Origin of the sequence: Niastella yeongjuensis, assembly GCF_900110245.1 — a bacterium.
Classification (GTDB): domain Bacteria; phylum Bacteroidota; class Bacteroidia; order Chitinophagales; family Chitinophagaceae; genus Niastella; species Niastella yeongjuensis.
On sequence record NZ_FOCZ01000026.1, the window covers coordinates 25,273 to 51,312 of the forward strand.

The following is a 26,040-nucleotide window of genomic DNA, read 5'->3' on the forward strand; positions in this document are numbered from 1 at the left end:
AGGTTAAGCCGGTTTTATTGAGAATATTGTTAAAAATGAGGCAGTTGTGGTCAAAAAGGCAATGGGCAGAAGGCAGAGGGCAGAAGGCAGAGATTTGTTGCCGATTTTTCAGACATCGGAATAATCGCGAGCCCACTCACCACTGACCACTCACCACCACTCACACCTCCTTCCAAAAGAAAAGTGAGCCCGAATCAGACTCACTTTCCCTTATATAACGAATTACATTAAGTTACTTCTTTTTCTGCTGCTGCTGAGCCTGCTGTTGAGCAGCCTGCATGGCTTCCAGTCTTTCCTGCCATTTCGACTTCGACTTAGGCTTCTTGCGGTTCTCATCGATCTTCGCCAGTATTTTATCGTGGTTGATGATGTAGTTCTGAATTACAAACTGTAAGATCAGCGTTATCAGGTTCGACACAGTATAGTACCAGGTCAACGCCGCGGGTAAGCGGTTAAACACAAAGAATAAAATGAACGGGAAGATATAAGGCATGTACTTGAGCGCCGGATTGTTCTGGTCGGGCGTCATGTTCATGTTATACAAAGAGATCAGGAAGCTCGTCAATACCGCCGTGATGGTAAACAAACTCAGGTGGGTCATTCCCAGAATGCTGGTTTTCCACGACACAATAGCGTCATAAGAAGCCAGGTTATCAGCCCACAAAAAGCCAACCCCACGCAAATCGATATTCGAGTTAAAGAAGCTATACAACGCAAAGAAGATAGGGATCTGCAACAGGGCCGGTAAACAACCACCCAGCGGATTCACCCCGGCTTCGCGGAATAATTTCATTTGTTCTACACCTACCTGCTGCTGATCGTTGTTGTACTTTTCTTTCAGCTTTTCAATTTCAGGTCTTAACGCCTTCATTTTAGCACCACTCAGGTAACTGGTATATACCAGCGGAGAAGTGAACAGGCGGATGAATAAGGTCAGCAACAAAATAGCAATCCCCAAACTACCGATAAAGCTTCTAAAGAAACCAAACACCGGCATCACAATGTACTTGTTGATGGGGCGTACAAAAGCGTACATATCACGACCCAGGTTCACGATCTTATCCATTTCCGGCACCTGGTCTTTATGCTTGCGCAGGATCGCATAATCATTTGGACCATAATACAATCTCAAAGGAATAGACACATTAGGCCCCAGGGGTACTTTCGATTGCAGTGTGGTGGTCACTTCGGCTACTTTGGCTGTGGTGTCGTTTGCATTCTTGATGAATTTTACGTCACCGGAAGTGAACTTATCCTTGGCTGCAATCAGTGCGGTATTGAAGAATTGTTGAGAAGAGCTTACCCATTGTACCGGTTTTTCCAGTGTTCTGGCCGATTTGGTTTGCATGTAATCAAAACCATCTTCATCATAAAAACATACGGTGGTCTGATTGCGCTCGTACACCACATCGGTTTCGTGCTGACTGGGTTCATTCTGCCAGATCAGGTTGAAATTACCCTGGGTGAGCATTTTATCGGCGCCGCTCAACTGTACATCCCAATCGATCAGGTAATCATTAGGATGAACCGTGAACTGGTGGGTAACGGTCCCTTTACCGGGAACGGGTGCCTGGTAAATGATGGTTTGGCTGTTATCGGCATTTTTTACCACTTTAGGGTCCATGAAATACAGGTCAGAAACCTGTGCTGCCCCATTATTAGTGGTAATGGCATAAGAGATCTTATCGAACGGTGTATTGTTCAATACAACCGGTGTTTTACTATTGAGCGATTTGTAGTTTTTAAGCTCCACCTGTTTGGGCTGACCGCCTTTATTGGTAAAACTGATCTTAACTACTTCATTTTCAATTACGGTCAACGCTTCTGCGCCGCGTGTTGCCAGCTCACCTGGTTGTACAGGCTGGTTGAGCGTGGTATCGGGTATTCTGGAAATAGAATCCTGGACATGCTTTTGTACCTGGGCAACTGAGTCTGTAAAGTGTTGTTTTTTAGCCTCCAGCTCATGACTGTTCCTGGTAGAGATAAACAGGTAAGTAAACAGTAAAAGCGCTAACAACACAAAGCCAATCACCGTATTGCGATCAAAATTCATTATACTACTAGTTTAGAAGAGGTGCAAAGATAATCGGAAGTTGTAAGTTTTAAGTTATTAGTTAAGGGTTCTGCATTTTTATTACAGAATGTTAATAGATATGCCGGTAACAGCATATCTATTAACAATTTATAACATACACTTACTAATAAAGCCTTATATCATCTCGCTTTGGAGCAAGGGATTTTTTACAGTACTTTTTTGTTCTGCATACACTTTGGCTGCATTTACAAAATGTACAAACAAGGGGTGTGGGTTTTCTACCGTACTTTTTAATTCGGGGTGGTACTGAACGCCAATAAAGAATGGATGGGTTGGCAATTCAACGATCTCAACCAGCTGGTTCTCATTATTCTTTCCGCTGGCAACCATACCGGCTTCCTGAAACTGGTTCAGGTAGCGGTTATTGAACTCCCAGCGGTGGCGGTGCCGTTCGCTGATGGTTTGGTTATTATATATAGTACGGGCCAGACTGCCTTCTATAGTATCGCATGAATAAGCGCCCAAACGCATGGTTCCACCCTTTGAAGTAATAGCTTTTTGCTCTTCCATCAGGTCAATAACCGGATCAGGGGTATTCACGTTCATTTCAGTTGAATGGGCATCTTTCAACCCCAGTACATTCCGTGCAAACTCAATTACTGCCATTTGCATACCGAGACAAATACCAAAGAATGGCAGTCTGTTTTCACGGGCATATTTTACCGCCAGGATCTTTCCTTCCACCCCACGATGACCAAAACCAGGCGCTACCAGCAACCCATCGAGGTTAGCCAGTTTTTCACCTACGTTTTCCGGGGTAATGAATTCACTGTGCACATTCACGATCTGCACTTTGCATTCATTGCTGGCGCCGGCATGTACAAATGCTTCCAGAATTGATTTATAAGCATCCTGCAGTTCTATGTATTTACCAATAAGGCCAATGGTTACCTGGCTCTTGGGGTATTTCAGTTTATCAAGCACCTCTTTCCATTTTGCCAGGTCTGGCTCGTGGAAACCATTGATGTTGAGTTTCTTTAAACAGATAACATCCAGCTTTTCGCGCATCATGGCCAATGGCACTTCATAAATGGTAGGTGCATCGGCGGCCTCAATCACGGCTTCTGGTTTTACATTACAGAACAGGGCGATCTTGCGGCGCAGATCGGGCGTGAGGGTCTTTTCGGTACGGCAAACGATGATATCAGGATGTACACCTTCCTGGCTCATCATTTTAACACTATGCTGTGTTGGTTTTGTTTTTAATTCTTTGGCTGCCTTCAAATATGGGATCAGCGTAAGGTGAATCACCACCGTATCTTCTTCGGGCAGTTCCCATTGCAACTGACGCAATGCTTCAATAAAAGGAAGACTTTCAATATCCCCTACAGTTCCACCCAGCTCGGTAATAATAACATCATATTCTTTGGTATTGCCCAGCAACAGGATGCGACGTTTGATCTCATCGGTAATGTGGGGAATAACCTGAACGGTTTTACCAAGATAGGCACCCTCGCGTTCTTTATTAATTACGGTTTGATAAATACGGCCGGTAGTTACGTTGTTCGACTGTGAAGTGAAAATGTTCAGGAAGCGCTCGTAGTGACCAAGGTCAAGATCGGTTTCGGCGCCATCTTCCGTAACATAACATTCGCCATGCTCATATGGGTTGAGCGTGCCCGGATCGACGTTGATATACGGATCGAACTTCTGAATTGTTACCCTCAATCCCCTCGCCTGCAACAGTTTTGCCAGCGAGGCTGCAATAATCCCTTTTCCTAATGATGAAGTTACCCCACCGGTAACAAAAATATGCTTGGCCATAATAAATGGTAATTTTTACGTCTTCAATCTTTTTTGCTGATAATCCTATTCCACTATAATTTTTGACCAGCGGAAACTTATATGCTCTTAACGAAAAAATAATTCCGGGAGGTCGTGCAAAGTTACGGCAAATAAATGCGCCAGAAAAACACGATTTTGGGGTGTGGAAAACCGGGCCACAAGCTGTGAATTCTATTAAAAACCGGTTAAAATCAATAAGTTGGGAGAAATATGTTTATGAGGAGAATTATTAAAAAAAATAAAACCCCGCATTAGCGGGGTTTCAATAATGTATTACAGCTCAATTCTTATCGTACAAAAGTTAAAACATGATTCTTTCTAGGAGCCGTAGTAAAATTAAAATTTGAAAGTAAATCACAATCCTTGGTAAGACCGAGCGCTTTCAGCTGGTAAGAGGTTCCCACCGCCGTTTTTTTAACGCTTAATACTTTACGACCATCTGCCTGATGGTTCTTAGCAGAATGTAAAAAAACGATCGCTGCTATTTCAACAAAGAGTATAAGAAAACTCAATTTCTCCTTTTTCATAAATTGGTTATGGTTGTAGCCAAGGGTTCGGGCTGTACTAATTTTTCGGGAACAAAAGAACGAAAAATTTAGGTCATGTGCAAGCAAACATATACTTTTTTAATATATCCGTAATATACACCTGCTTAAATTACGCATATGACAGCTCGTAATTATCCTATATAACACCCATAACACACTCACTTATCCGCTTTTCTGCTGCCTGTTAATTAACGTCTAAACATAAATAATATATGACGTCCGTATAACTACGTGTTAACTGTCCTTTTCGATCTTATCGTAACTGGCAACAATACCTTTTATGAGGGAGGAACTGAAACCCTGGTGTTCCATTTCGTTAAGCCCGGCAATGGTACAACCTTTGGGTGTAGTTACTTTATCTATTTCCTGTTCGGGGTGTGATCCTTTTTTCAATAATAATTCAGCAGCGCCTTTCACCGTTTGTGCCGCTATTAAGCTGGCAGTGGCTGCATCAAAACCAATTTCAATACCGCCCTGAATGTTTGCACGAATATACCGCATGGCATATGCCGTTCCACAAGCGCCTAACACCGTAGCGGCATCCATTAGTTTCTCATCGATCCAAACGGCCTTGCCCAGTTGGTTAAACAGGTCTTCAATAAAACTGATCTGATCGCGGTTCACGTCCTGTGAAGCAGACAAACAGGTCATGCTTTCCTGTATGGCGATAGCAGTATTGGGCATGGCCCTGATCACGGGTATTTTTAAGTCAACCGCTTTCAGCATGTGTTTGATGGTGATACCGGTGATCACCGAAACCAGCACCTGCTTTTCGGGGTTGAGCAATGCTTTCAGCTTACCCAGAATATCATCTACCTGGAATGGTTTTACCGCCAGGATGATCATATCGGCAAAACGAACGGCCTCTTCATTGTTATCACTCACCATTATGCCGCGTTTTTCCAGCGCAGCCAGCGTTTTAATATTCCGCTTGGTGATCAATATATGTTCGGGCAGTGTAAATCCGCTATTGATCAGGCCTTCTGCAATGGCAGTACCTAAGTTACCGCCACCAATGATTGCTATCTTTTTGTTCATAGAACTAATAGTAATTTCCTTTCACTAAATAATTACGCACATAATCGTCTACACCCTGTTCCAATGTATAAAACTCATCGTTATACCCCGCATCTCTCAGTTTTTGCATATTTGCTTCGGTGAAATACTGGTATTTGTCACGAATGTCTTCGGGCATATCGATAAACTCGATCACCGGTTCTTTATCCAACCCTCTGAAGGTAGCCTTCGCCAGGTCTTCAAAGCTGCGGGCTTTACCGGTACCCAGGTTATATAAACCATTGGCAACAGCACCAGTATTCTTTTCAAACTGTTCCATTAACCAGTAGCAGATCTTCAGCAGATCTTTCACGTATACAAAATCGCGCAACTGCTGGCCATCTTTATAGCCTTCTTTGTGCGATTTGAACAGTTTCACTTTGCCCGACTGGTTTATTTGTTTGAAAGAATGCCAGATCACGCTGGCCATACGGCCTTTGTGAAATTCATTGGGACCATATACATTAAAGAACTTCAACCCGGCCCAGAAAGGCGGCTGGGTAGTTTGTTCCAGGGCCCATTTATCGAACTCATTTTTTGAAACGCCGTATGGGTTCAATGGTTTCAATGCGTATACGATCGCATGGTCATCGTTGTATCCTTCTTCTCCGTTACCATAAGTAGCAGCGGAAGAAGCATACACTACCGGTACGTTATTCTCAGTACAATAATTCCAGATCTTTTGTGAATACTCCACGTTCAAATGCTGGTGTACGGAATAATCGAATTCGGTAGTATCGGTACGCGCGCCGATATGGAATATAAAATCAATGGCAGGTTTGTGTTCAGCCAGCCACTCAAAAAAATCTTCGCGTTCTATTTTCTCGTCATATTGTTTGCCTTCAAGATTTTGCATCTTTTCAGGCTCGGTAAAATCATCAACCAGGATAAGCCGGTTATAACCTTTTTCATTCAGGAAACCGGTTAAACAACTTCCTATAAATCCGGCCGCGCCGGTCACTACTATTTTACTGTCTTTGTTCATTTCGTCAAACGTGTATAGTGATTCGTCAATGGTTAATCGTGAAACGTCAAACGTGAAACGTGAAATTCTTAAATTTCAGATTTCCTGACTTTGGCTTTCTTTTCTGCCTTCTGCCCTCTGCCTTTCTTACAATGCGCTCAATGCGTGCTCTGATTCATGGCCGGCCAGTAAGTTCTCAATAGCCGTATCATATTTATTTTTCCAGGCATCGATAGTGCCCCAGTTGTTACCATCCACTTTTATGGCGCCGCTGGTTACCTGGCCCAGTTGTTCATAAGGATGGTTGCCTGCTACTTTCTTAAAGGCTTCCACCTGATCGGCTTTTACACTCACTACTACGCGGCTTTGTGCCTCACCAAACCAATAAGCGTCTTTACGAATGTCGGCCTTTGCAGCAGTTACCTCAACACCCAGGTTGCGGTTAAAGCAGCTTTCCAGCAACGTTACCACCAGACCACCTTCACTGATATCGTGTGCCGATACAATAACACCGGCTTTGATCAGTTCTGCGATCTTGTTTTGCAGGGCAGCTTCTTCTTCCAGGTCAAAATGCGGGGCCGGACTGAATTCTACCTTTTTTATTTTATGTAAATATTCAGAAGAATTGATGTCGTTACGGCTGGTACCGATCAGGAACAACTGATCGCCGGCAGCTTTAAAGTCCATCGTCATTTTATCATTCACATTATCCAGCAAACCCACCATACCAATGGTTGGTGTAGGGTATACCGCGCCATCAGGGTTCTGGTTGTAGAAACTTACGTTACCACCGGTTACCGGGGTATCGAATTTCAAACAGGCTTCGCTCATACCTTTCAACGCATATACGAACTGGTAGTATACCTGTGGATCATAGGGGTTACCAAAGTTCAAACAGTTGGTAATACCCAAAGGTTGACCGCCGCTGCAAACGATGTTACGCGCTGCTTCAGAAACAGCGATCATGCCACCAACGAACGGATCGGCATATACATACCGGCTGTTACAATCAGTAGTAAGCGCCAGTCCTTTGTTGGTTGGCTTGGCTATCACCACGGCAGCATCGGAAGGGTTATTGGTAGTAGAAGTACCGGCACCTACCATGCTATCGTATTGAACATACACCCAACGTTTGTTGGCAATGTTAGGCACGGTAATGATCTGTTCAGCTACAGCTTTTAGATCGGCAGGCACTTCAATGGTGTCGGCTTTGAAAGCTTTGATATTTTCGAAGTAAGCCGGCTCTTTGTACTCGCGGGTATATTGAGGTGCACCGCCACCCAGTACCAGTTCATTGGCGGGTAATTGTGCTTCTAGCACGCCATGCATATAGAAATGCAGGATGCCATCATTGGTAACCTCGCCTATTTCAGAACAGGGCAGGTCCCATTTATCAAAAACACGTTGTACTTCTGCTTCGCGGCCTTTTTCCACCACCATCAGCATACGCTCCTGGCTTTCGCTCAGCAACAGTTCCCAGGCCTTCATATTTTTTTGACGGGTAGGTACTTTATCGAGGTCGATGCGCATCCCTACTTCGCCTTTGGCGCTCATTTCGGCAGTAGAACAAATAATACCGGCCGCACCCATATCCTGCATACCCACAACGGCGCCGGTTTGTATTACTTCCAAACAGGCTTCCAGCAGTTTCTTTTCCTGGAAGGGGTCGCCCACCTGTACGGCAGGTAATTCTTCCACGCTTTCAGCGGTGATATCAGCAGAGGCAAAAGAAGCGCCGCCGATGCCATCTTTACCAGTGGCCGAACCTACAAAGAACACGGGGTTGCCGAGGCCTTTGGCAGTAGCAGAAATGGTTTCACCATTTCTTACAATACCAACGCTCATGGCGTTTACCAGCGGATTGGTATGGTAACACTGTTCAAAATATATTTCGCCACCCACAGTTGGTACGCCAAAACAGTTGCCATAATGGCCAATGCCATGAACTATACCAGCCAGCAGGTGCTGGGTTTTGGCTTCTTTCAGGTTACCAAAACGCAGGGAGTTGAGCGAGGCAATAGGCCGGGCACCCATGGTAAAAATATCGCGGTGAATACCTCCTACCCCGGTTGCTGCACCCTGAAATGGTTCAATAGCCGAGGGGTGGTTATGTGATTCTATTTTAAATACAACGCCGAAGCCATCACCAATATCCATTAAACCCGCATTTTCCTCACCGGCTTTCACCAACATCTTTTTGCCTTCGCGGGGCAATGTTTTTAACCACTTAATTGAATTTTTGTAACTGCAGTGCTCACTCCACATACCGCTGAAGGCGCACAATTCGGTAAAATTGGGCGTACGGCCGAGTTTTTGTTTTATCAATTCGAATTCTTCTTCGGTAAGTCGTAGCTGTTTGGCAGTTTTTACTGTTACTTCCATATTAATTAATATAGTTAAAATGCTGATTGATCGTATTTTAGCGCCGGTAAAATACCCAGGCGGCGGGCCTAAACACCCTTGCTGCCAGCCTTTTACCAGTAGCCTGTTGTCAAACAGCTTTTTAGGAAAGCGCAAAAGTACAAACAGTCTGTCATCTTATTGATAAATTTATCCCGATTTACCAGCCCATGACTATTGCATTTGTTCATAATAACAAAGCTTTTTTGCCCGGATTGGAGGCTTACAGCCGTTTCTTTTCGCGCTACAACATAACCTGTGAAGTAGTAGATAAAAATGAGCTGGGCCTTATTCACCGGCATGTAGAGTGGTGGATAATGGGCGTGGACCTTTCCAAACCCAAGGAAGGTATCTATAAAATACATGAATACAGCTCCTCTTCTGTACCCCCCTGGCGCAGGTGGAAGAACTGGTGGAAAAGTTTTTTTAGCGCCCAACCCGACTTCCGGCTGTTTTTAAATGAATATGTTAAAAAAGTAATCAACCTCCACGATCACATCCCCTTTGGGTACCGCGACATAGGTGTTCCGGAAGAATGGCTGCAGGCCGACCCTTTTTTGCATGAGCGCGAGTACGACTTTGTATATACGGGTGATATTTCACCGGTTCGCCAGCCCCAACAGCTGTTGAACTGCTTCAGTACCGGCTCCCTGAAAGATAAAACCCTGTTGCTGATAAGCAAGGATTATGAGGAGCTGCAGGCAACTTACCGGGATTATAAGAACATTGTGTTTATGGGTCCCCTGCCCTACAGTTCTATGGACACCTATATTTTAAAGGCCCGGTTTGGCATTAACTATGTTCCTGATAAAGAACCTTTTAACCAGCAAACCGCAGCGCGGTTCCTGGAGTATGCCGCCCTGGGTTTGCCCATTGTTACCACCCGGTATGCCTGGGTGGAAAGGTTTCAGCAACAATATGGCGGTCATTTCTTTTACCTGGAACCAAACCTGTCGAACTTCACCTGGGAACAGGTAAATAACCACTCCTATTCAAAACCCGATGTGGAAAACTTTACCTGGGAGCGGCAGATCCGCCGGTCGGGCGTACTGGAGTTTTTGACCTCAAAATTTCCGGAATTAGAATTTTAGACCCTTGTATCTTGTGCCTTGTATGACCATCGGTTTTATTCACGAACAAAAGGCATTCTTACCCGAACTCAACGCGTATGTTGATTTTTTCGCTGCGCGTGGCATACAAACCACTATCATCCACCCTTCCGGGCTACACAACACTCCCTGTGATGTTGAATGGCATTTTATGGGCCGGCATGTTCGGCGCAATAAAAACAGGGTTACTATTCATGAATATGCTTCCGCATCGGCACCGCCATTTAGCCGGTTAAAAGACCGCATCAAAAAACTAATCAATGCAAAGCCCGACTACCGCATTTTCAATAATGAGTATGTGTTGAACCGATTTCAACCCCATGATAACATCCCTTATGGTATCCGCAATTACGCAATACAATCAGGCGTGATCCCTGTTATACCTATAGCACAAAAGAAATATGATTTTGTATATGTAGGTACGGTAGATAAAAGCAGAAAACCGGAATTACTGTTGAATTGCTTTGCATCCGGTTCCATGAAAGATCATTCCTTACTGGTACTTTCACGCCACTATGATGCGCTGGCCACCGATTATGCAGCGGCAATCAATATCACTTTTAAAGGCCCTGTTCCTTACGGCGACATATATACACATATGCAGCAGGCAAGATTTGGCATTAATTATATGCCCGATGTTACGCCCTACAACCAGCAGACCTCAGCCAAATTGCTTGATTATGCCGCCTGCAATATGCCTGTAATTACCAGTGATTATGCCTGGGTACGCAGCTTTCAAAAAGAATATGGCGGCCACTACTTTTACCTGCAGCCAGCCCTGGAGAATTTTACCTGGGAAAAGATAAACAGTTTTACCTACACACCACCCAACCTCAGCAGCTGGACCTGGGAAAAACAAATACTACAATCGGGGGTGTTGGCGTTCCTGGAGTCTAAGTTTCCTATTCTGCCCAACCGGCATTCAGTGTAGTCATATACTCATCGATCACATGTTTGATATCGAATTTTTTGATCACGAGGGCGCGGCCATTGCGGCCAAGGCGGGTCCGTTCTTCCCATGACAGGTTGATCATCCGTTCCATTTTATCAGCCAGATCAAAAGGATCGTGTGGATGACACAGAAAGCCGGTGGTATTGTTCATCACTACTTCCTTACAACCGCGGTTATTGCTGGTGATCACCGGTAATTCCATACTGGCAGCTTCCATCAGGCAACGCGGAACGCCTTCATTATAAAAAGAGGGGAATACAAAACAATCGGCCCGTTGTAAAAACGGACGCACATCTTTGGCGAACCCGCCATATTGGATCAGTCCTTCTTTCTGCCAGCGGTCGAGGTCTTCCTGTGAAATGGAATCCGGGTGATGCTGTTCAAAAAAACCGATCAGCTCAAACCGTACGGCATAGTTCTTTTTCCTTAATATCCGGGCCGCATCGGCATACAGGCTAATGCCCTTGCTTTTAAGCAGGCGCGTGCTCATTAAAAAAGTAAAAGGTCCAGTGTCTTTTTTAGCGATGCGCTGTGGAAAAGAGAAATGCGTGGTATCCACCCCTTCACCCGGCAATACCTTCATTTTCTCGATATTTACGATGTGTTCGTTGATGAAGATTTTCGCATCCTCATTATTCAGGAACCATACTTCCCCGGTTTTACGTAAGGCTCTTTTATAAAGCAGTTTTACCACGTGGTACAACCAGTTGCGTTTCGCAAAAGGATAGCCCAAACCGGTAATAACTGCCACCGAAGGAATACCAATGGCCGCAGCAGCCAGGGAACCATAAATATTAGGTTTGGCTACATAATGAAAGATAAAATCGGGGCGATGCTGGCGGTACAGTTCTTTTAACTGACGGTAAAAGGCCAGATCGGCAACGGGGCTTTCGGTTTTATTATTAAAATTGAGGGGAATGAAGCGGCAGCCACTCTTCTGCAGGTAACCGGAGTATTCATCATCCGGAGCTAATACCATTACCTGAAACCCAAGGTCGATGAGGTGGCGGATCACATCCAACCTGAAGTTGTAGACTGACCACGCGCTGTTAGAAACAAAGGCAATCAACTTATGGGTACCGACCATTCAATAAAATTGGTCTCAAATGTATAGATTTGTCGCATATAAATCAATATGCAATAAGGGCAATAGGCAGCAGCAAAAAGCGTTGCATTGTTGCCGGTTGTCAATTTGAGTATAACATGCACATATTACTTCTTCTTTTATATAGCATCCTTTTCATTTACCTCCTATACCGCCTTACCCGCAGAAGCGTACCCTTGACTATTACAGAAACGGCCCTCGCCTTTTTATTTAAAGTGGCCCTGGGTTGTTTATACGGTTATATCTATCTGCATTATTATAATGGCGACGATACCTGGGATTTTCACCAGCATTCGCTGCGCGAACTGCAAAAGCTAAAACACGAGCCGCTCCGGTACTTTACCGACCTGTTACCCACCCGTTCCTTTGCCGACGCCGGCGGTGCCTTTTGGAAAGGGCTTTACATATATATACATTCACTTGAATTTGACAGCATTACCAAACTTCTGAGCATTGCCAATATCTTCAGTGGCAGTAATTATTATATCAATGTGGTGTTCTTCAATTTCATCCTGTTCTGGGGACATTACTGGCTGTTTAGTTTACTGGTTAAAGAATTCCCCCAAAAAAGAAAACCGCTGTTGTTGCTGATCTTTTTCTTTCCGCCCCTGGTTTTCTGGTTAAGTGGGATCCGCGGCGATGGGCTCGTATTGTTTTTCCTGGCCCTGTTGCTGGTACACTTTCGCCGGTGGTTGTATGAACAAAAAAAATGGTCGGTGTTGTATTGTATCATCGGTATGGCAGGTATTGTCGTATACAGAAACCAGGTGCTGTTTATATTGATCCCAGCCTTACTGGCTTGGTTTGTAACCATAAAATATAACCGGAAACCGGTGGCAACTTTTTGCTGCACCTATGTCATTGGTGGTTTATTGTTCTTTGCAAGCGCCTGGGTATCTCCTGCCAAAAACCTGCCCGGGGTGATCGTTTCAGCCCAGCAATCCTTCTTTCAGTTACATGGTACCAGTTTTGCCCTCGATAGCCTGCAGCCAACCGTCAACAGCTTTGTGCGGGTACTACCGCAGGCCCTGAGCCATACTTTTGTTCGCCCCACCGTTCTGGAAGCAAAAGGCGCTTTACAGATCATGACGGCAGTGGAGATCATGGCTTTCTGCCTGCTGGTTTTACTAGCTATAATAAAAAGAGATATACATAGTAAACAGACCCTTCAAAAACCGCTCATCCTGTTTTGCCTGGCTTTTGGCGTTACATTATATATATTTATAGGGTATGTAGTCCCATTCCCGGGCGCCATTGTACGGTACAAAGCCATTCCGGAGCTTTTATTGCTTTGTGTAATGGTGACCTCTACAAATTGGAGCCTTCCGGGGAAGATTAGTAAAAAACTATATATTTAAAAAAATCGCATTTTTACCCCTTTTTTTAGACCAAAAGGTACTTTTGGCCAAGGTTTTTCTGTGTTTTATCAAAAAAACCATGATACAAATTCAATTTTTTTTTTAGACAGGCTATTTGTCCTTAATTTGCACAAAAGCAAAAATTTTAGTGATGGAATCATTACGTTTTAAAGCAATCAACGACCTGACAAGCCAGAACGGACTGGATGTGGAAGGTCCTACCAAAATTACCGGCATATTCGGTGAGAATGTATTTACTTTAAAAACTGCACGTGAGTTTTTAAGTGATGAGGCTTACAAAAGTTTGAATGCCTCTATCAAAGGAGCAAAGAAAATTGACCGCGCAATGGCCAACCAGATCGCGGCCGGACTTCGCCAATGGGCAGAAACAAAAGGTGTTACTCACTATACACACTGGTTTCAACCTTTAACTGGTACAACTGCAGAAAAACACGATTCTTTCTTCACACTGAAAGGTGATGGCACTGCACTCGAGATCTTCGACGGTGATGCACTGATCCAACAAGAGCCAGATGCTTCTTCTTTCCCAAGCGGTGGTATCCGTGCAACTTTTGAAGCCCGCGGTTATACTGCATGGGATCCTTCTTCTCCTGCTTTCATTATGGAGATCGGCCAGGGTAAAACATTGTGTATCCCTACCATCTTCGTTTCTTATACCGGTGAAACCCTCGACTATAAAGCGCCTTTATTAAAGTCGCTCGAAGCTTTGAACAAAGCTGCAGTTGAAGTGTGCCACTATTTCGACAAAAATGTAACCAAAGTAAACGCTACCCTGGGTTGGGAACAGGAGTACTTCGTAATTGACGAAGCGTTCTTCAATGCCCGTCCTGACCTGGTGCTGGGTGGACGTACCGTATTCGGTCACTCGCCTGCCAAAGGCCAACAGCTGGAAGACCACTACTTTGGTGCTATCCCTGACCGGATCTACGCTTTCATGCGCGATTTCGAACAGGAATCATACAAACTGGGTATACCTTTAAGAACCCGTCACAATGAGGTGGCACCTGCACAGTTCGAGTGCGCCCCTATCTTCGAAGAAGTAAGCGTGGCCGTTGACCATAACACCCTGTTGATGGATATTATGGACCGCGTTGCCCGTCGTCATAAATTACGTGCGTTGTTGCATGAGAAACCATTCGCCGGTATTAACGGTAGTGGTAAACACAACAACTGGTCTATGGCTACCGATACCGGCATCAACCTGCTGGCCCCTGGTAAAACACCAAAGACCAACCTGATGTTCCTCACATTCTTTGTGAACACCATCAAGGCGGTATATGATTATTCTGACTTAATGCGTGCTTCTATCGCTTCAGCCGGAAACGATTTCCGTCTGGGTGCCAACGAAGCTCCTCCAGCGATCATCTCTGTATTCATTGGCCAGTACCTGTACAAAGTACTGAACGATGTTAAAGAAAGAGTAGGTGGCAAATTCGATGAGCAGGATGAAGCCATCCTGAAGTTAGACCTGCACAGAAGCATTCCAGAGCTGTTACTCGATAACACTGACCGTAACCGTACTTCACCGTTCGCGTTCACTGGTAACAAATTCGAGTTCCGCGCTGTAGGTTCTACTGCAAACTGCGCTAACCCCATGACCACCCTGAACTCGATCATGGCTGAAACGCTGAAGAAATTCAAAAAGGATGTAGATACCTTAATCGAAAAAGGCGAGAAGAAAGAGATCGCTATCATGCATGTTATTCGCGAGTACATCGTAGCCAGCGAAAAAGTATTGTTCGAAGGCGACGGTTATAGCGAAGAATGGCACCAGGAAGCTGAAAAACGCGGCTTACCAAACGTACGCACTACGCCAAAAGCACTGGATGCTATGGTTACCGAAAAAGCCAAGCACCTGTTCGAAAGCAACAGCGTATTGACGCACGTAGAGCTGGAAGCCCGTCACGAGATTGAACTGGAAAAATACATCAAGAAAGTACAAATTGAAGCCCGTGTAATGGGTGAGCTGGCTACCAGCCACATTTTACCGGCTGCTATCAAATATCAGAACGAACTGATCGCAAACATCAAAGGTTTGAAAGAAGTTGGTTTGAAAGAAGACAGCTATGCTAACCAGAAACAGATCCTGACCAAAGTTTCTGAGCATGTAAACAAAATGGCTGAACTGGTTGAAAAGATGATCGAAGCTCGTAAAAAAGCCAACGTTATCGCTAATACCCGCGAGAAAGCTATCGCTTACTGCGATACCATCAAAGAAGCGTATTTTGATCAGATCCGTTACCACGCCGACAAACTGGAATTGATGGTTGGCGATGAGTACTGGCTGTTACCAAAATACCGTGAAATGCTGTTCTTGCGCTAGCCTCCCCCATCCTCCTAACAAGTCGGGAGGAGTAAAACAGAAATTCCATCAAGAAGGTATACTGACATGACAGGCAAGGACCCCGTCCGCCAACTGGCGGATGGGGTTCTTCCATTTTAGCCTTACCTTAATGGGATGAAACAAAGCGCCGGTATATTGCCTTACAAACTGGTAAAAGGAAAGCCATTCTTCTTTATTGGCCATCCCGGCGGCCCCTATTACCGGAATAAGGACGTTGGCTTCTGGAGTATTGTAAAAGGCGAAATGGATGAAGGAGAAGAAGCCCTGCGCGCTGCTATCCGCGAGTTTAAAGAAGAGACTACCATCGACGTCACAGGCCCGCTCATGGCCCTGACGCCCGTAAAACAAAAAAGCGGGAAATTAGTACACGTATGGGCCGTTAAACAGGACTTTGCAACTGACAATATAAAAAGCAATACTTTCACACTGGAATGGCCACCCAGGTCGGGCAAAATGGCGGAATTTCCTGAAATGGATCAATTTGAGTGGTTAGATGAAGCAACCACCCTACTTAAATTAATTCCAGGACAGATTCCGTTTGTACATGAATTGTTAGTCCACCTGCAGGCCGCCACTAAAAAATAATAATATGGAATTAAAACCCACCTACGGAATTGGAGATTTTAAATTTGGAATGAAGGCAGCAGATGTAATTGCCAAACTCGGTAAACCCGATAAAATGTACGAAGATGAAGAGGATGAGAACGAGTTGATTTACCAGTACAACAAAAGCAAATTAAAGTTTACCTTCTACCAGGATCATGATGGCAAGCTGGGTTATATCACCTGCTCTAACCCAACGCTCACCTACCAGGGCAAATCTGTTATACAAGCTCCAGTTGAGGTAGTGATCAATGAGGTGTTTGGAAATATTCAGGACTGGCAGGAAGAAGATTACAACTCCTTCACTACCTACATCAGCGAAAAACAATGGCTGGTTATAAATGCCGAATACGATGAAGTAACAGATATTGAGCTGGGTGTGCCGGTGAAGAATGATGAAGAGTATGATTGGAGGTAAAAGCTAACTACCACACTTAAAGTATATTTTACATGAACGCTCCGGGAACGGGGCGTTCATGCGTTATAGATACATATATAAACAACAATCCCGCCGATGGCGGGACTACTGTAAAAGTTTTCACTGCGGAATGGTTCTTAACGTTACCGACCTCTTTGGTTAAAACAAAGAAAAACCTTATAATTAATTTCTATAATAAACGTTAGACACCTATTCACTAACCAATAACCCCTACAATGAAACGCTTTGCAATCCTTATGACGGTTTTGTTGCCAGTAGTCACCATCGCCCAAACCCAATCGCCAAAAATTTCAGGCATTGGACGATTTAAAATAGGTTTCACCACTACTACCATAATTGATGAATTGTCGAAGGAATTCTCCTCTTCAATAACAGAAACAAATGATATTATGGCGACAATGACTAATTATTACGATGAAAACCCTACTAAAATCCTTTATATCTCCAAAGAGAAAAATGAAAATGCAGAGTTTCCGCACACTTATTATTTAAAACATCCCAAAGTGAAGGTATATTTCTTAAATAACTTTCTTATCCCTGAGGTTGTTGTCTTGCACAATATCTACCTGAAATTTTATAATGATACTTTATACTCATTAAACTGCGAAGGTTCTGAGTTGTTGGATACTGCACTTACCTTGAAATATGGGAATCCCAAATTTACTGCAAAAACTAAAAATATAGCTTGCTCTAATGCATACAGGACATTTACCTACGAGGAGGCGACATATACAAAAGAATGGGTAAACCCATCAAAAAAGATCACTGCTGACCTTGTCTATTCCCGTTATTACAACAGTAAATGCGAGAAGCAAATTTTAAACTACTTTCTCTTATTCAATAATGTGATCACAAAAAAAATAGACTCAGACATTGCGCAAAGTGAGCAATTACAAAACAAACAGAATTTAAGCGAAAAGAAAAAATCATTGTCCAATTTCTAATAAATGCACTTTCAAGCATCAATGAGGTTCCCGGCATTATTTAAAACTTTAACCCCTCATTAATGAAACGTCCTTTCCAGTTATTATTCTTATTGATCTCTGTTAATTCATTTGCTCAAACAAAGCCCGTTACCAGGCCTTATTTTAAAATTGAACCTGCCCTGGTATTTGTAAAAGACTTGGATCCTGCGCCTTATATCTCGGCCGGTTTTGGTGGCCATATTGGCCGCTTTGTAGCTTTGGGTATAACTGGCGGATATCTAAAGTTTGAGGGTGCTAGTGAGGCTGTAATTCCTTTAGGGCTGGATTTGGCCTTTACTGATTACAAAACAAAAAAGGTACAGCCGGTGGTGAAAATTCATGCATGCTACCCCATCTACGGAGAATCATCAAATGCAGCCACCAGGGTTGGGAGCACATCAGTAAATGCATCATCTGAAACCAAAGGCCAGTTTATGTTCAATATAGGTGGTGGCCTGGCTATGCCGATTACAGCAAAAAAGAAGTTCTTTTTAGCGGCGAGCTATGGCCAACTGATGATGAAAAGTTCAGTAAAAACTATGACCATAGTCGCTGGCAGGGGAACAAATGCTTCCTCATCTAAAAGTTCACAGACTGAAATGCTAACAGTTTCCCTGACATTTATGCTTTAATTGATTATCAATGTTTTACCCCGGTAACAAAACCGGTAACAGCACCTTAAAAAACTGACCAAAACGGCCATATTCAAAAAATTAAATGCCTGACAAGCAAGGTGTTAAAAAATGAAAACCCGCAACTGCTGACTACGGATCAAAAGGTTTCTGATTTGAATCCACGGGGTCACAAAAAAGGCTTTCCAAATCAAACCCGCTATCAGAGCGGGTTTTTTAGTGCCGTAATTTCATTTATTGTAAATTTTCTAAAAGGAATTGGGTTATTTTCAATGATATTGTGGTTTTAATCCAATCTGGTTGCCGGATCAGACATTTCAAACCAATTCATCCCATATTTAACCGTCAGATTTATTAATATATGAAACAATCATTCGCTGATCTTTCCTGAAATTTCGAATCCATGTTTTGATTAAATGGCTACACCTACCTTGGAGTCTGTTCTCAACAATTGCTCAAATAATTTTATTACATCGTATGGGTTAAAAACAGGCAATAGCTTGTTTTACATATATTTGTATTGTCTGGCTATATTAGACAAATAGGAATTATGGACTTTTAGCATTAAATTTGAATTAGATGCCAACATTGTTGCTTTTAAATGGCATACGTTTTTTCTTTTATAGCAATGAAAACGATGAGCCCATTCATGTACATGTTACAAAAGGGAATGCCAATGGAAAAATCTGGCTTGAGCCATCAATAGAAGTAGAATATCTATATGATTTTAGCAATTCTGAACAAAAAGATATTTTAGAGATTGTTCAAGCAAATTCTGAAAATTTTAAAAAGAAATGGAATGAGTACTTCGGCAAATAAACAATTCGATGCTATCGACAACATTATATTTAAAGAAGGGTTACGTATAAAGGCAGTGGATATTCATCCTGAATTAGATTTAATTACTATTTATCTAAATACAAAGGCTGTTTTAAGCCAAAATATATCATCATACGCGCTATTAAGAGGAGTAGAAAAGCCTCAGTTATTGCAATACGAATTAATTGGAGGTGGTATAGGTATTCATTGGCCTTTATTAGATGAAGATTTAAGTTTAAAAGGCTTTTTACAAGATGAATTGCGTAGAGTAGTAAAAAGTGATAAAGCTCCTATTGCTGCATAGTTGCGATTTGCGTGAGCAATATTAAAAGTGATTCTAAGAGAAGATATGAATTTTGGAGGTGCCTAATAAGGTTAGTCCCACCTCAATAACTGATCTGCGGAATGATAGTAACTCGATCCTCAATAACACTAGGAAGGTTATTCTTTTTTTAGAGAAAATCTTTTCCCGGAAACTTTTTGCCAGGGCATTCAACAAATACCTCGATTTTATTATTGACATTGGTCAATTTTTGAAAGAGAAATTTACAGGATTCAAATATTCATTACCTTTAACTTGAAGTAAATCATACTAAGGATTATTCCGCAGTGAAAACTTTTACAGTAGTCCCGCCATCGGCGGGATTGTTGTTTTATATAGACTTACATGCTTGACCATTCTTTCGCTACTAGCAAATATCATGTAACATACACGCACTTTAATTTGATCCTGAAACAATTTCCTGTTGAAAAAATATTCTTTATCATTTTGTAGTAATATTCGCATCAATAATTGTTTTAATTATATGAAGCAAGATTGTTCATGAGAACCCTTACCATGTTCAATCATGTTATTGGTACTATTCAATACAAGCTCGAAAGCGTGTATCAAATATTACTAGGTATGATTTACTTTATTTATTTAAACCCTAACGATTGCTTATGCAAAAAACCACCCTTGGTTTAGATATCGGAACCAACAGTATTGGTTGGGCACTGGTTGATTTCGAGTATGGAAATAATGATAGCAAAATCCTCGGCATGGGATGCCGCATTATTCCCATGGACGGCGAAATGCTTGGAAATTATGAAGCCGGTGTTTCCGTTTCACAAACGGCTAGTCGCAGACAAGCCCGAGGCAGCAGACGTTTGAAGGACCGGTATAAGCTTCGAAGAAAGAGACTTATTACTACCTTAAAGATCCTAGGGTGGCTTCCAGACAATTTCGAGGCAGGGCATATTTTACCGGTTTTACCCGAACAACTAGCTGAAATGCACTCACTATTCGGCACCAGCCAAATCACCCAGGACTGGTTGGTGTATTATCTGCGTAAAAAAGCCTTAATAGAGAAGGTAGAGTTATCCGAACTGGCCAGGATTCTTCTACACATGAACCAACGCCGGGGATTTAAAAGCAACCGGAAAGCCAACAACGAAAGTAGTATTACTACCGATAATGATGTGGACGAACAGTTACCAACCCGGGAAAATAAAATAGAGGTGGTTTCTGTAATTGCCGTTAAAGATACCGGTGATACAACTCGTGGGAAAAAGGTGTTTGAAATTACGTTGGGAAATGGCATTAAGGGAACTATTGCCAGAGAAACCTTACCCGACTGGGAAGGAAAGGAAATGGAACTGGAGATCAGAACTATTCGAAGTAAAAAAGATCCCGCGCCACGATATGAGTTTGCCATGCCGAACAAAAGCGACTGGCAAAAACTGAAAGAAGCGCTGCAAAAGGACATTGCTACTTCGGGATTACACATAGGCGAATATCTGTTCAATGAAATATTAAAGAACCGTAATTACAGGATCAGGGAAAGGGTCATCGACCGATCTCTTTTTATTGCAGAACTGACTGCAATCTGGGAAACACAAAAACAATTCCATGCTGAACTTTCAAGTCCTGAAAAAAATAATGAAATCGCCGATACGCTTTACCTGCACAATCAGGAAAAGAAAAAAGAGATCAAAGTCAATGACCTATTGCATGTTTTGCTTCATGATATCATTTACTATCAACGCCCGCTGAAATCAAAAACAAGCACCATTGGAGACTGCCGTTTTGAAAAGAAGTCAATTTGGTTGAAAGATGCAAAGGGCAACGCCGTACAACCAGCTTTAAAAGTTATCCCCGCCAGCGCTCCCTTATTCCAGGAATTCAGAATTTGGAAAACCCTTCACGCTTTAAAAGTAATTATAAAAGAAAAGAAAGTTAATGGGGAATTCAAAACCGATGTAGATGAGACTTTGTTACATATTACCCCTGCCATAAAGGAATCATTATTCGATTTCTTTGATAACCGGGAGGAAATAGAGATAAAAGACATCTTAAAGTTTCTGAAACTTTCCCCCGAAACGCATTACCTCAATTATCCAGAAAACACACGGTTCAAAGGCAATGTAACAAAATGCCAGTTTCGAAAAGTATTCAACCGGCTGAAATTTGAAGCGGGTAACACCCTGTTCCAGGATCCGGAAAAAATGAATAGCCTATGGCACCTTGTCTATTCTATAGACGACAGTACAGACATTGAAACTGCTTTAAAAGGTAAAAAATGGCAATTCCCTGCAAACCTTGCTAAGGCTATTTCAAATTTGCCTGCCTATGCATCGCAATACGGTGCATACAGTACCAAAGCACTTAACAAACTGTTGCCGCTCATGCGGTGTGGAAGCCGCTGGTCGGCATCGGCCATTCATTCAGACACCTTGATAAGAATTGAAAAAATAATAACCGGCGAATATGATGAAAATATAGATGAAAGAACCAGGGACCTGGTAACACATCTTACCGCGACTGATCAATTTCAGGGGCTACCAGAACACCTGGCCACCTATGTTGTATATGGTAAACACAGCGAGAAAACAGGTGAACCGGTGGATAGCCCCGACATGGTTAAAGGCTGGGAAGAAAAAGGACCGGCCAACCCCATCGTTAAACAAATTGTAAACGAAACGATACAGGTGGTAAAAGAGATTTGGCGACAGTATGGCCGGCCGGATGAAATACGCATTGAGATGGCAAGAGATCTAAAGAAGACAAACGACGAAAGAAAAGAGCTCTCAGCTATAAATTACAAAAACCAGGAAGATAAACGACGAATTAAAGCGATCCTAAGAGAACTTAAGATCGGTGATCCGGAATCGCTGTCAGACGTAGACAGAATGCGCATACTGGAAGAGAATGGCAACTATTCAGCTCAGGCCAATATTCTAAAGTTCTTTAAAAAAGCAACTGAGCCTACACTCGCTGAAGCTGAAAAATATCAGTTATGGGTAGAACAGAACTGTATTTCGCCTTATACTGGAAAGCCGATTCAACTTTCACGATTATTTATTACAAGGGATTATGATATAGATCACATAATCCCCCGGGCAAGGTATTATGATGACTCCATGGGCAACAAAGTAATAGTTGAAACCTGGGCCAATAGAGAAAAAGATGACCGTACAGCAATGGAATATATCCGTCGAGGAAGTTCAATAAGTGACTTGCTTAACCCTGAGGCTTATTCAGCGCATGTCAATCGCATATTCCGTCACAAAAAACGCCGTCACCTTTTAAGCGATGAAATACCTAAAGGGTTCATTGAACGGCAATTAAACGACACCCGTTATATCACTAAAAAAGTGGCTGAGTTATTATCACAGGTGGTTGAAAGTAAAAAAGTAAAAACTACCACCGGAAAGATCACCGATGAACTAAAGCATAAGTGGGGCATGGGCGATATGATGAAACGACTGTTGATCGAACGTTTTGAAAGACTAGAAAAGCTCACCGGAGAAAAGAAAGTGGAATATTTAACCGACGAAGATGGCAGACGTCGATTGCACCTGCAAGGCTTTGAAAAAAGAATAGATCACCGCCACCATGCCATAGATGCATTGATAGTTGCCTGTACTCTTGATGAACACATAACCTATATTAACACACTGGAGGCCCAAACAAAAGATGAAACTGAAAAATACAAGTACAAGAAGCTGTTAAAAAGTAATAAGACAAGAGATTTCAAAGAACCCTGGCATTACTTTATTCCCGCAGCAGAAAAAGCACTGCAGCAGATTATCGTTTCTTTCAAAAACCGCCACCGCATATTGAATAAAGGCGTGAATAAACACCTTAAATACGTAGAAAAAGATGGACAATGGGTTAAAGACTTAGTAACACAAACAAAAGGAGATTTATGGTCTGTACGGCAACCGCTTCATAAAGAAACAGTATCGGGCAAATTGCAATTCCGGAGATATAAAACGGGTAATATCAGCGATGCCATCAAACAACCAGAAAAGATTGCAGACAAAAAAGTTAAAGCGCATTTACGTTACCTGATACAGCAATTGGGACCGGATGAAAAGAAGATCAAAAAACACCTAAAGGACAACCCAGCCTTTGACAGCAATGGCAATGCAATTGAGAAGGTAACAATGTGGTATATGAAAGAATATTATGGCAATAGGGTTTTCCTGGATGATTCATTTACTGCTGAGAAAATAAAAGAGAAGATTGCGGAATACAATACAGAAAGTGGGAAAGGGTTAAAAGGTGTTTTATTAACCCATCTTTCTAAATGGAATAATGATCCTAAAGCCGCATTCACAGGAGAAGGCATGGAAGATCTTGCTAAAACAGCAGGCAGACCAATCACAAAAGTCACCACTTATGAAGATTCAAAAGGCAAGTTTGAGATCAGAAAAGGGCAGTTTGTTGAAGCAGCCAAAGGCACCAACCTGTTCTTTGTGATATATGAGAATATGCAAACAGGTGATAGAGAATATGAAACACTACGACTGGATGAAGTGATCGTAGCGAAAGCCAATGGCTGGCCGGTGGTAAAAGCTAAAGAAGGGTACAGGCACTTTACACTTTCCCCTAACGACCTGGTATATGTACCGGAAGAAGGAGAAAATATAAAAATGATCGATTGGCAAATGGAGAAAGAAAAAACATCAAGACGGGTTTATAAAGTAGTAAGTTTCACTGGGTCGCAATGCTTCTTTGTTCCGCATAATTTTTCCAAAACAATAATAGAAAAGGTAGAATTGGGATCACTGAACAAACAAGAAAAATCGCTGGATGAATTAATGATAAAAAAATGCTGCATCAAATTAAGAGTAGATAAGCTGGGAAATGTTTCGATCATCTGATATAAGATAAGAATAAAAAAAGGGTCATTTAAAATGACCCTTTACATTCTTAACCTGCAAGCTTAATTAACCTAAAGTTAAACAGCGGCATCGCAGGGATACATCACGAAGTTACATAATCACAGTCATAAATCAAACTAATATCGACAATTATATAAATGCCTAACAGCCAATTTCATACAGCCATATCTGAACCAAGGTTCTCAAGATATTATTCCGCGTGTGGAAACAATACACAGAAGGCTTCCCGACTCTACAGAGCCAATCTTTTATTATCGCAAAAAATGTACGCAGTGACTGGACTCTTTGAGGTAATTCTAAGAAATTCAATAGACAGGCATTTAATAACTAAAAAAGGGAATAACTGGTTGGCAGATGCTGTTCAGCCAGGAGGATATCTTGATATAGCTCCTGGTTGTGAAGATGCTTATCATAATATACAAGAGGGCATTCATAGACTATCCTTAAATTTTACCCACGACAGATTAATTTCCAAACTAACATTTGGATTCTGGACCTATCATTTTGCTGCAAAAGAATTTGCAGCGGCAGGCAGTACATTGCTGGAGATATTCCCCAATCGACCATTTGGTACAAGACAAAAAACTATCTTTCAAAACCTGATAAAGGTTAATGATTTAAGAAACAGAATTGCTCATCATGAACCAATATGCTTTGATAAAACCAGTGGTACAATCTCCACCAACTATGCAGAAAAACGATACAACATAATTGTAGAACTATTATACTGGCTTGGCTGTAACCCCCAAAAGATCCTTTATGGAATTGATGGGGTCCCAAAAGCCATCGCTAATATATTAGAAATACGACCATCAAACTTGTCTAAAATCAATAATTAGTGTCAATAATAATATGTTGAAATAATCTCTATATTCAACTCGTTTACAATTCAACCAATTTTCAATATCCATGATAAAGCGAACGCTTTATTTCGGGAATCCGGCTTATTTAAAAACTGTCAATGAGCAACTTGTTATAGAAATGCATGATGGTGGCGAAACCAAAACCGCCCCAATTGAAGATATTGGTTTATTGATTTTGGACCACCAGCAAATAACCATCACGCAAGCCCTCATTGCCAAATTACTCGCGAATAACACAGCATTGATCACCTGCGATCATACCCACCATCCTACCGGTATGCTGCTGAATCTTGATGGCAATAGTCTGCAGAGCATGAAATACCAGGCACAGGTAGAAGCTTCGTTACCGTTGAAAAAGCAACTCTGGCAACAAACAGTATCAATCAAAATACAGAATCAGGCTTCTTTGCTTGCCATACAAAGGGAAGAAAACAAATACCTGTTAAACCTGGTTTCGGCTGTCAAAAGTGGGGATCCGGATAATTGTGTAAAATCCGGCGATGTTGACCACCAATCCGGTGATGCTGACCACCCCTTAGAAGTAAGCCGATTGGGGCAGTTTCTGTAATAATTTAAAGAGCTGGTTTACAAAAATAGGATTCTATTTCTTTCTTAAGGATTCTCCTTTTAATTCTAACCGATGGGCGGCATGTACCATTCTATCCAGTATGGCGTCAGCCACGGTGCTATCACCTATTACTTCATACCATTTAGCTACTGGTAATTGTGAACTGATGATGGTAGCCTTTCGGCCATGCCTGTCTTCAATAATCTCCAATAAGATCATTCTGGCGGTGTTGTCTAGTGGTT

21 protein-coding genes are annotated in these 26,040 nt (G+C 42.4%); 13 read left to right on the forward strand and 8 right to left on the reverse strand.

All coding sequences use genetic code 11. From position 1 onward, the window contains the following. Positions 1-232: 232 nt before the first annotated feature. From yidC to purL, 6 genes are all read right to left on the reverse strand, one after another. On the reverse strand, positions 233-2,053 hold the full coding sequence (gene yidC / locus BMX95_RS33750) for a membrane protein insertase YidC (protein ID WP_081198330.1): 1,821 nt from the start codon (positions 2,051-2,053) through the stop codon (positions 233-235). A 156-nt stretch (positions 2,054-2,209) separates the two neighbouring features. Continuing rightward, positions 2,210-3,859, reverse strand: a complete 1,650-nt coding sequence (locus BMX95_RS33755) for a CTP synthase (protein ID WP_081198329.1) — start codon at positions 3,857-3,859, stop codon at positions 2,210-2,212. Between the two features lie 308 nt (positions 3,860-4,167). Then, positions 4,168-4,407 carry a hypothetical protein gene (locus BMX95_RS33760; RefSeq protein WP_081198328.1) on the reverse strand — a complete coding sequence of 80 codons (240 nt, stop codon included), beginning with the start codon at positions 4,405-4,407 and terminating at the stop codon, positions 4,168-4,170. 255 nt (positions 4,408-4,662) lie between these two features. Continuing rightward, positions 4,663-5,466, reverse strand: a complete 804-nt coding sequence (proC, locus tag BMX95_RS33765; RefSeq protein WP_081198327.1) for a pyrroline-5-carboxylate reductase — start codon at positions 5,464-5,466, stop codon at positions 4,663-4,665. Between the two features lie 4 nt (positions 5,467-5,470). Then, a complete protein-coding gene (rfaD, locus tag BMX95_RS33770) occupies positions 5,471-6,469 on the reverse strand; it encodes an ADP-glyceromanno-heptose 6-epimerase (protein ID WP_081198326.1) in 999 nt (332 codons plus the stop codon). A 126-nt stretch (positions 6,470-6,595) separates the two neighbouring features. Next, positions 6,596-8,830 carry a phosphoribosylformylglycinamidine synthase subunit PurL gene (gene purL / locus BMX95_RS33775; protein ID WP_081198462.1) on the reverse strand — a complete coding sequence of 745 codons (2,235 nt, stop codon included), beginning with the start codon at positions 8,828-8,830 and terminating at the stop codon, positions 6,596-6,598. 188 nt (positions 8,831-9,018) lie between these two features. Here purL and BMX95_RS33780 point away from each other — a divergent pair, with 188 nt between their 5' ends. After that, positions 9,019-9,939, forward strand: coding sequence for a glycosyltransferase family protein (locus BMX95_RS33780; RefSeq protein ID WP_081198325.1), 921 nt, complete (start codon positions 9,019-9,021; stop codon positions 9,937-9,939). A gap of 22 nt (positions 9,940-9,961) precedes the next feature. Further along, entirely contained in the window at positions 9,962-10,888 is a 927-nt protein-coding gene (locus BMX95_RS33785) for a glycosyltransferase family protein (protein ID WP_081198324.1), read from the forward strand. On the opposite strand, the gene BMX95_RS33790 is transcribed toward BMX95_RS33785, so the two are convergent. Then, complete coding sequence (locus BMX95_RS33790) at positions 10,860-11,996, reverse strand: glycosyltransferase family 4 protein (protein WP_081198323.1); 1,137 nt, start codon at positions 11,994-11,996, stop codon at positions 10,860-10,862. The genes BMX95_RS33785 and BMX95_RS33790 overlap by 29 nt on opposite strands. A gap of 116 nt (positions 11,997-12,112) precedes the next feature. Between BMX95_RS33790 and BMX95_RS33795 the strand changes: the two genes are divergently transcribed. The 11 genes from BMX95_RS33795 (at position 12,113) to cas1 (ending at position 25,798) form a co-directional block, all read left to right on the forward strand. Continuing rightward, positions 12,113-13,372 (forward strand): hypothetical protein, encoded by a 1,260-nt coding sequence (locus tag BMX95_RS33795; RefSeq protein ID WP_133053870.1) that lies wholly within the window; start codon positions 12,113-12,115, stop codon positions 13,370-13,372. Positions 13,373-13,523: 151 nt separating this feature from the next. Then, positions 13,524-15,716: a glutamine synthetase III family protein gene (locus tag BMX95_RS33800; RefSeq protein ID WP_081198321.1), complete on the forward strand. Its 2,193-nt coding sequence runs from the start codon at positions 13,524-13,526 to the stop codon at positions 15,714-15,716. 135 nt (positions 15,717-15,851) lie between these two features. After that, positions 15,852-16,322 (forward strand): NUDIX hydrolase, encoded by a 471-nt coding sequence (locus tag BMX95_RS33805; RefSeq protein ID WP_081198320.1) that lies wholly within the window; start codon positions 15,852-15,854, stop codon positions 16,320-16,322. Between the two features lie 4 nt (positions 16,323-16,326). Beyond that, positions 16,327-16,758 carry a hypothetical protein gene (locus BMX95_RS33810; RefSeq protein WP_081198319.1) on the forward strand — a complete coding sequence of 144 codons (432 nt, stop codon included), beginning with the start codon at positions 16,327-16,329 and terminating at the stop codon, positions 16,756-16,758. Between the two features lie 236 nt (positions 16,759-16,994). Further along, a complete protein-coding gene (locus BMX95_RS33815; protein WP_090519736.1) occupies positions 16,995-17,723 on the forward strand; it encodes a hypothetical protein in 729 nt (242 codons plus the stop codon). Between the two features lie 62 nt (positions 17,724-17,785). Beyond that, positions 17,786-18,376: a hypothetical protein gene (locus BMX95_RS33820; RefSeq protein WP_081198317.1), complete on the forward strand. Its 591-nt coding sequence runs from the start codon at positions 17,786-17,788 to the stop codon at positions 18,374-18,376. A gap of 579 nt (positions 18,377-18,955) precedes the next feature. Then, the gene (locus tag BMX95_RS33830) at positions 18,956-19,195 is read left to right on the forward strand and encodes a DUF4160 domain-containing protein (protein WP_081198315.1); all 240 of its coding nucleotides are present in this window, start codon (positions 18,956-18,958) and stop codon (positions 19,193-19,195) included. Further along, a complete protein-coding gene (locus BMX95_RS33835) occupies positions 19,176-19,499 on the forward strand; it encodes a DUF2442 domain-containing protein (RefSeq protein ID WP_081198314.1) in 324 nt (107 codons plus the stop codon). The genes BMX95_RS33830 and BMX95_RS33835 overlap by 20 nt, the downstream gene beginning before the upstream one ends. Before the next feature lie 638 nt (positions 19,500-20,137). Continuing rightward, on the forward strand, positions 20,138-24,346 hold the full coding sequence (cas9, locus tag BMX95_RS33845; RefSeq protein WP_081198312.1) for a type II CRISPR RNA-guided endonuclease Cas9: 4,209 nt from the start codon (positions 20,138-20,140) through the stop codon (positions 24,344-24,346). A gap of 293 nt (positions 24,347-24,639) precedes the next feature. Further along, a complete protein-coding gene (locus BMX95_RS33850) occupies positions 24,640-25,206 on the forward strand; it encodes a CAAX protease (protein WP_133053869.1) in 567 nt (188 codons plus the stop codon). A gap of 70 nt (positions 25,207-25,276) precedes the next feature. After that, positions 25,277-25,798 carry a type II CRISPR-associated endonuclease Cas1 gene (gene cas1, locus BMX95_RS33855; RefSeq protein ID WP_090519738.1) on the forward strand — a complete coding sequence of 174 codons (522 nt, stop codon included), beginning with the start codon at positions 25,277-25,279 and terminating at the stop codon, positions 25,796-25,798. Between the two features lie 33 nt (positions 25,799-25,831). Here cas1 and BMX95_RS33860 read toward each other — a convergent pair. Continuing rightward, positions 25,832-26,040, reverse strand: a 209-nt coding sequence (locus BMX95_RS33860; protein WP_177193746.1) for an ATP-binding protein, incomplete at its 5' end; no start/stop codon positions are given.

What these genes read in the sequence shown, in the direction of transcription:
- BMX95_RS33785 (WP_081198324.1), top strand. Translation starts at nt 9,962, where the DNA reads ATGACCATCGGTTTTATTCACGAACAAAAGGCATTCTTACCCGAACTC.
- BMX95_RS33790 (WP_081198323.1), bottom strand. Translation starts at nt 11,996, where the DNA reads ATGGTCGGTACCCATAAGTTGATTGCCTTTGTTTCTAACAGCGCGTGG.
- rfaD (WP_081198326.1), bottom strand. Translation starts at nt 6,469, where the DNA reads ATGAACAAAGACAGTAAAATAGTAGTGACCGGCGCGGCCGGATTTATA.
- BMX95_RS33805 (WP_081198320.1), top strand. Translation starts at nt 15,852, where the DNA reads ATGAAACAAAGCGCCGGTATATTGCCTTACAAACTGGTAAAAGGAAAG.
- BMX95_RS33810 (WP_081198319.1), top strand. Translation starts at nt 16,327, where the DNA reads ATGGAATTAAAACCCACCTACGGAATTGGAGATTTTAAATTTGGAATG.
- BMX95_RS33820 (WP_081198317.1), top strand. Translation starts at nt 17,786, where the DNA reads ATGAAACGTCCTTTCCAGTTATTATTCTTATTGATCTCTGTTAATTCA.
- BMX95_RS33780 (WP_081198325.1), top strand. Translation starts at nt 9,019, where the DNA reads ATGACTATTGCATTTGTTCATAATAACAAAGCTTTTTTGCCCGGATTG.
- yidC (WP_081198330.1), bottom strand. Translation starts at nt 2,053, where the DNA reads ATGAATTTTGATCGCAATACGGTGATTGGCTTTGTGTTGTTAGCGCTT.
- cas9 (WP_081198312.1), top strand. Translation starts at nt 20,138, where the DNA reads ATGCAAAAAACCACCCTTGGTTTAGATATCGGAACCAACAGTATTGGT.
- BMX95_RS33815 (WP_090519736.1), top strand. Translation starts at nt 16,995, where the DNA reads ATGAAACGCTTTGCAATCCTTATGACGGTTTTGTTGCCAGTAGTCACC.
- cas1 (WP_090519738.1), top strand. Translation starts at nt 25,277, where the DNA reads ATGATAAAGCGAACGCTTTATTTCGGGAATCCGGCTTATTTAAAAACT.
- BMX95_RS33835 (WP_081198314.1), top strand. Translation starts at nt 19,176, where the DNA reads ATGAGTACTTCGGCAAATAAACAATTCGATGCTATCGACAACATTATA.
- BMX95_RS33755 (WP_081198329.1), bottom strand. Translation starts at nt 3,859, where the DNA reads ATGGCCAAGCATATTTTTGTTACCGGTGGGGTAACTTCATCATTAGGA.
- BMX95_RS33795 (WP_133053870.1), top strand. Translation starts at nt 12,113, where the DNA reads ATGCACATATTACTTCTTCTTTTATATAGCATCCTTTTCATTTACCTC.
- BMX95_RS33830 (WP_081198315.1), top strand. Translation starts at nt 18,956, where the DNA reads ATGCCAACATTGTTGCTTTTAAATGGCATACGTTTTTTCTTTTATAGC.
- proC (WP_081198327.1), bottom strand. Translation starts at nt 5,466, where the DNA reads ATGAACAAAAAGATAGCAATCATTGGTGGCGGTAACTTAGGTACTGCC.
- BMX95_RS33800 (WP_081198321.1), top strand. Translation starts at nt 13,524, where the DNA reads ATGGAATCATTACGTTTTAAAGCAATCAACGACCTGACAAGCCAGAAC.
- BMX95_RS33760 (WP_081198328.1), bottom strand. Translation starts at nt 4,407, where the DNA reads ATGAAAAAGGAGAAATTGAGTTTTCTTATACTCTTTGTTGAAATAGCA.
- purL (WP_081198462.1), bottom strand. Translation starts at nt 8,830, where the DNA reads ATGGAAGTAACAGTAAAAACTGCCAAACAGCTACGACTTACCGAAGAA.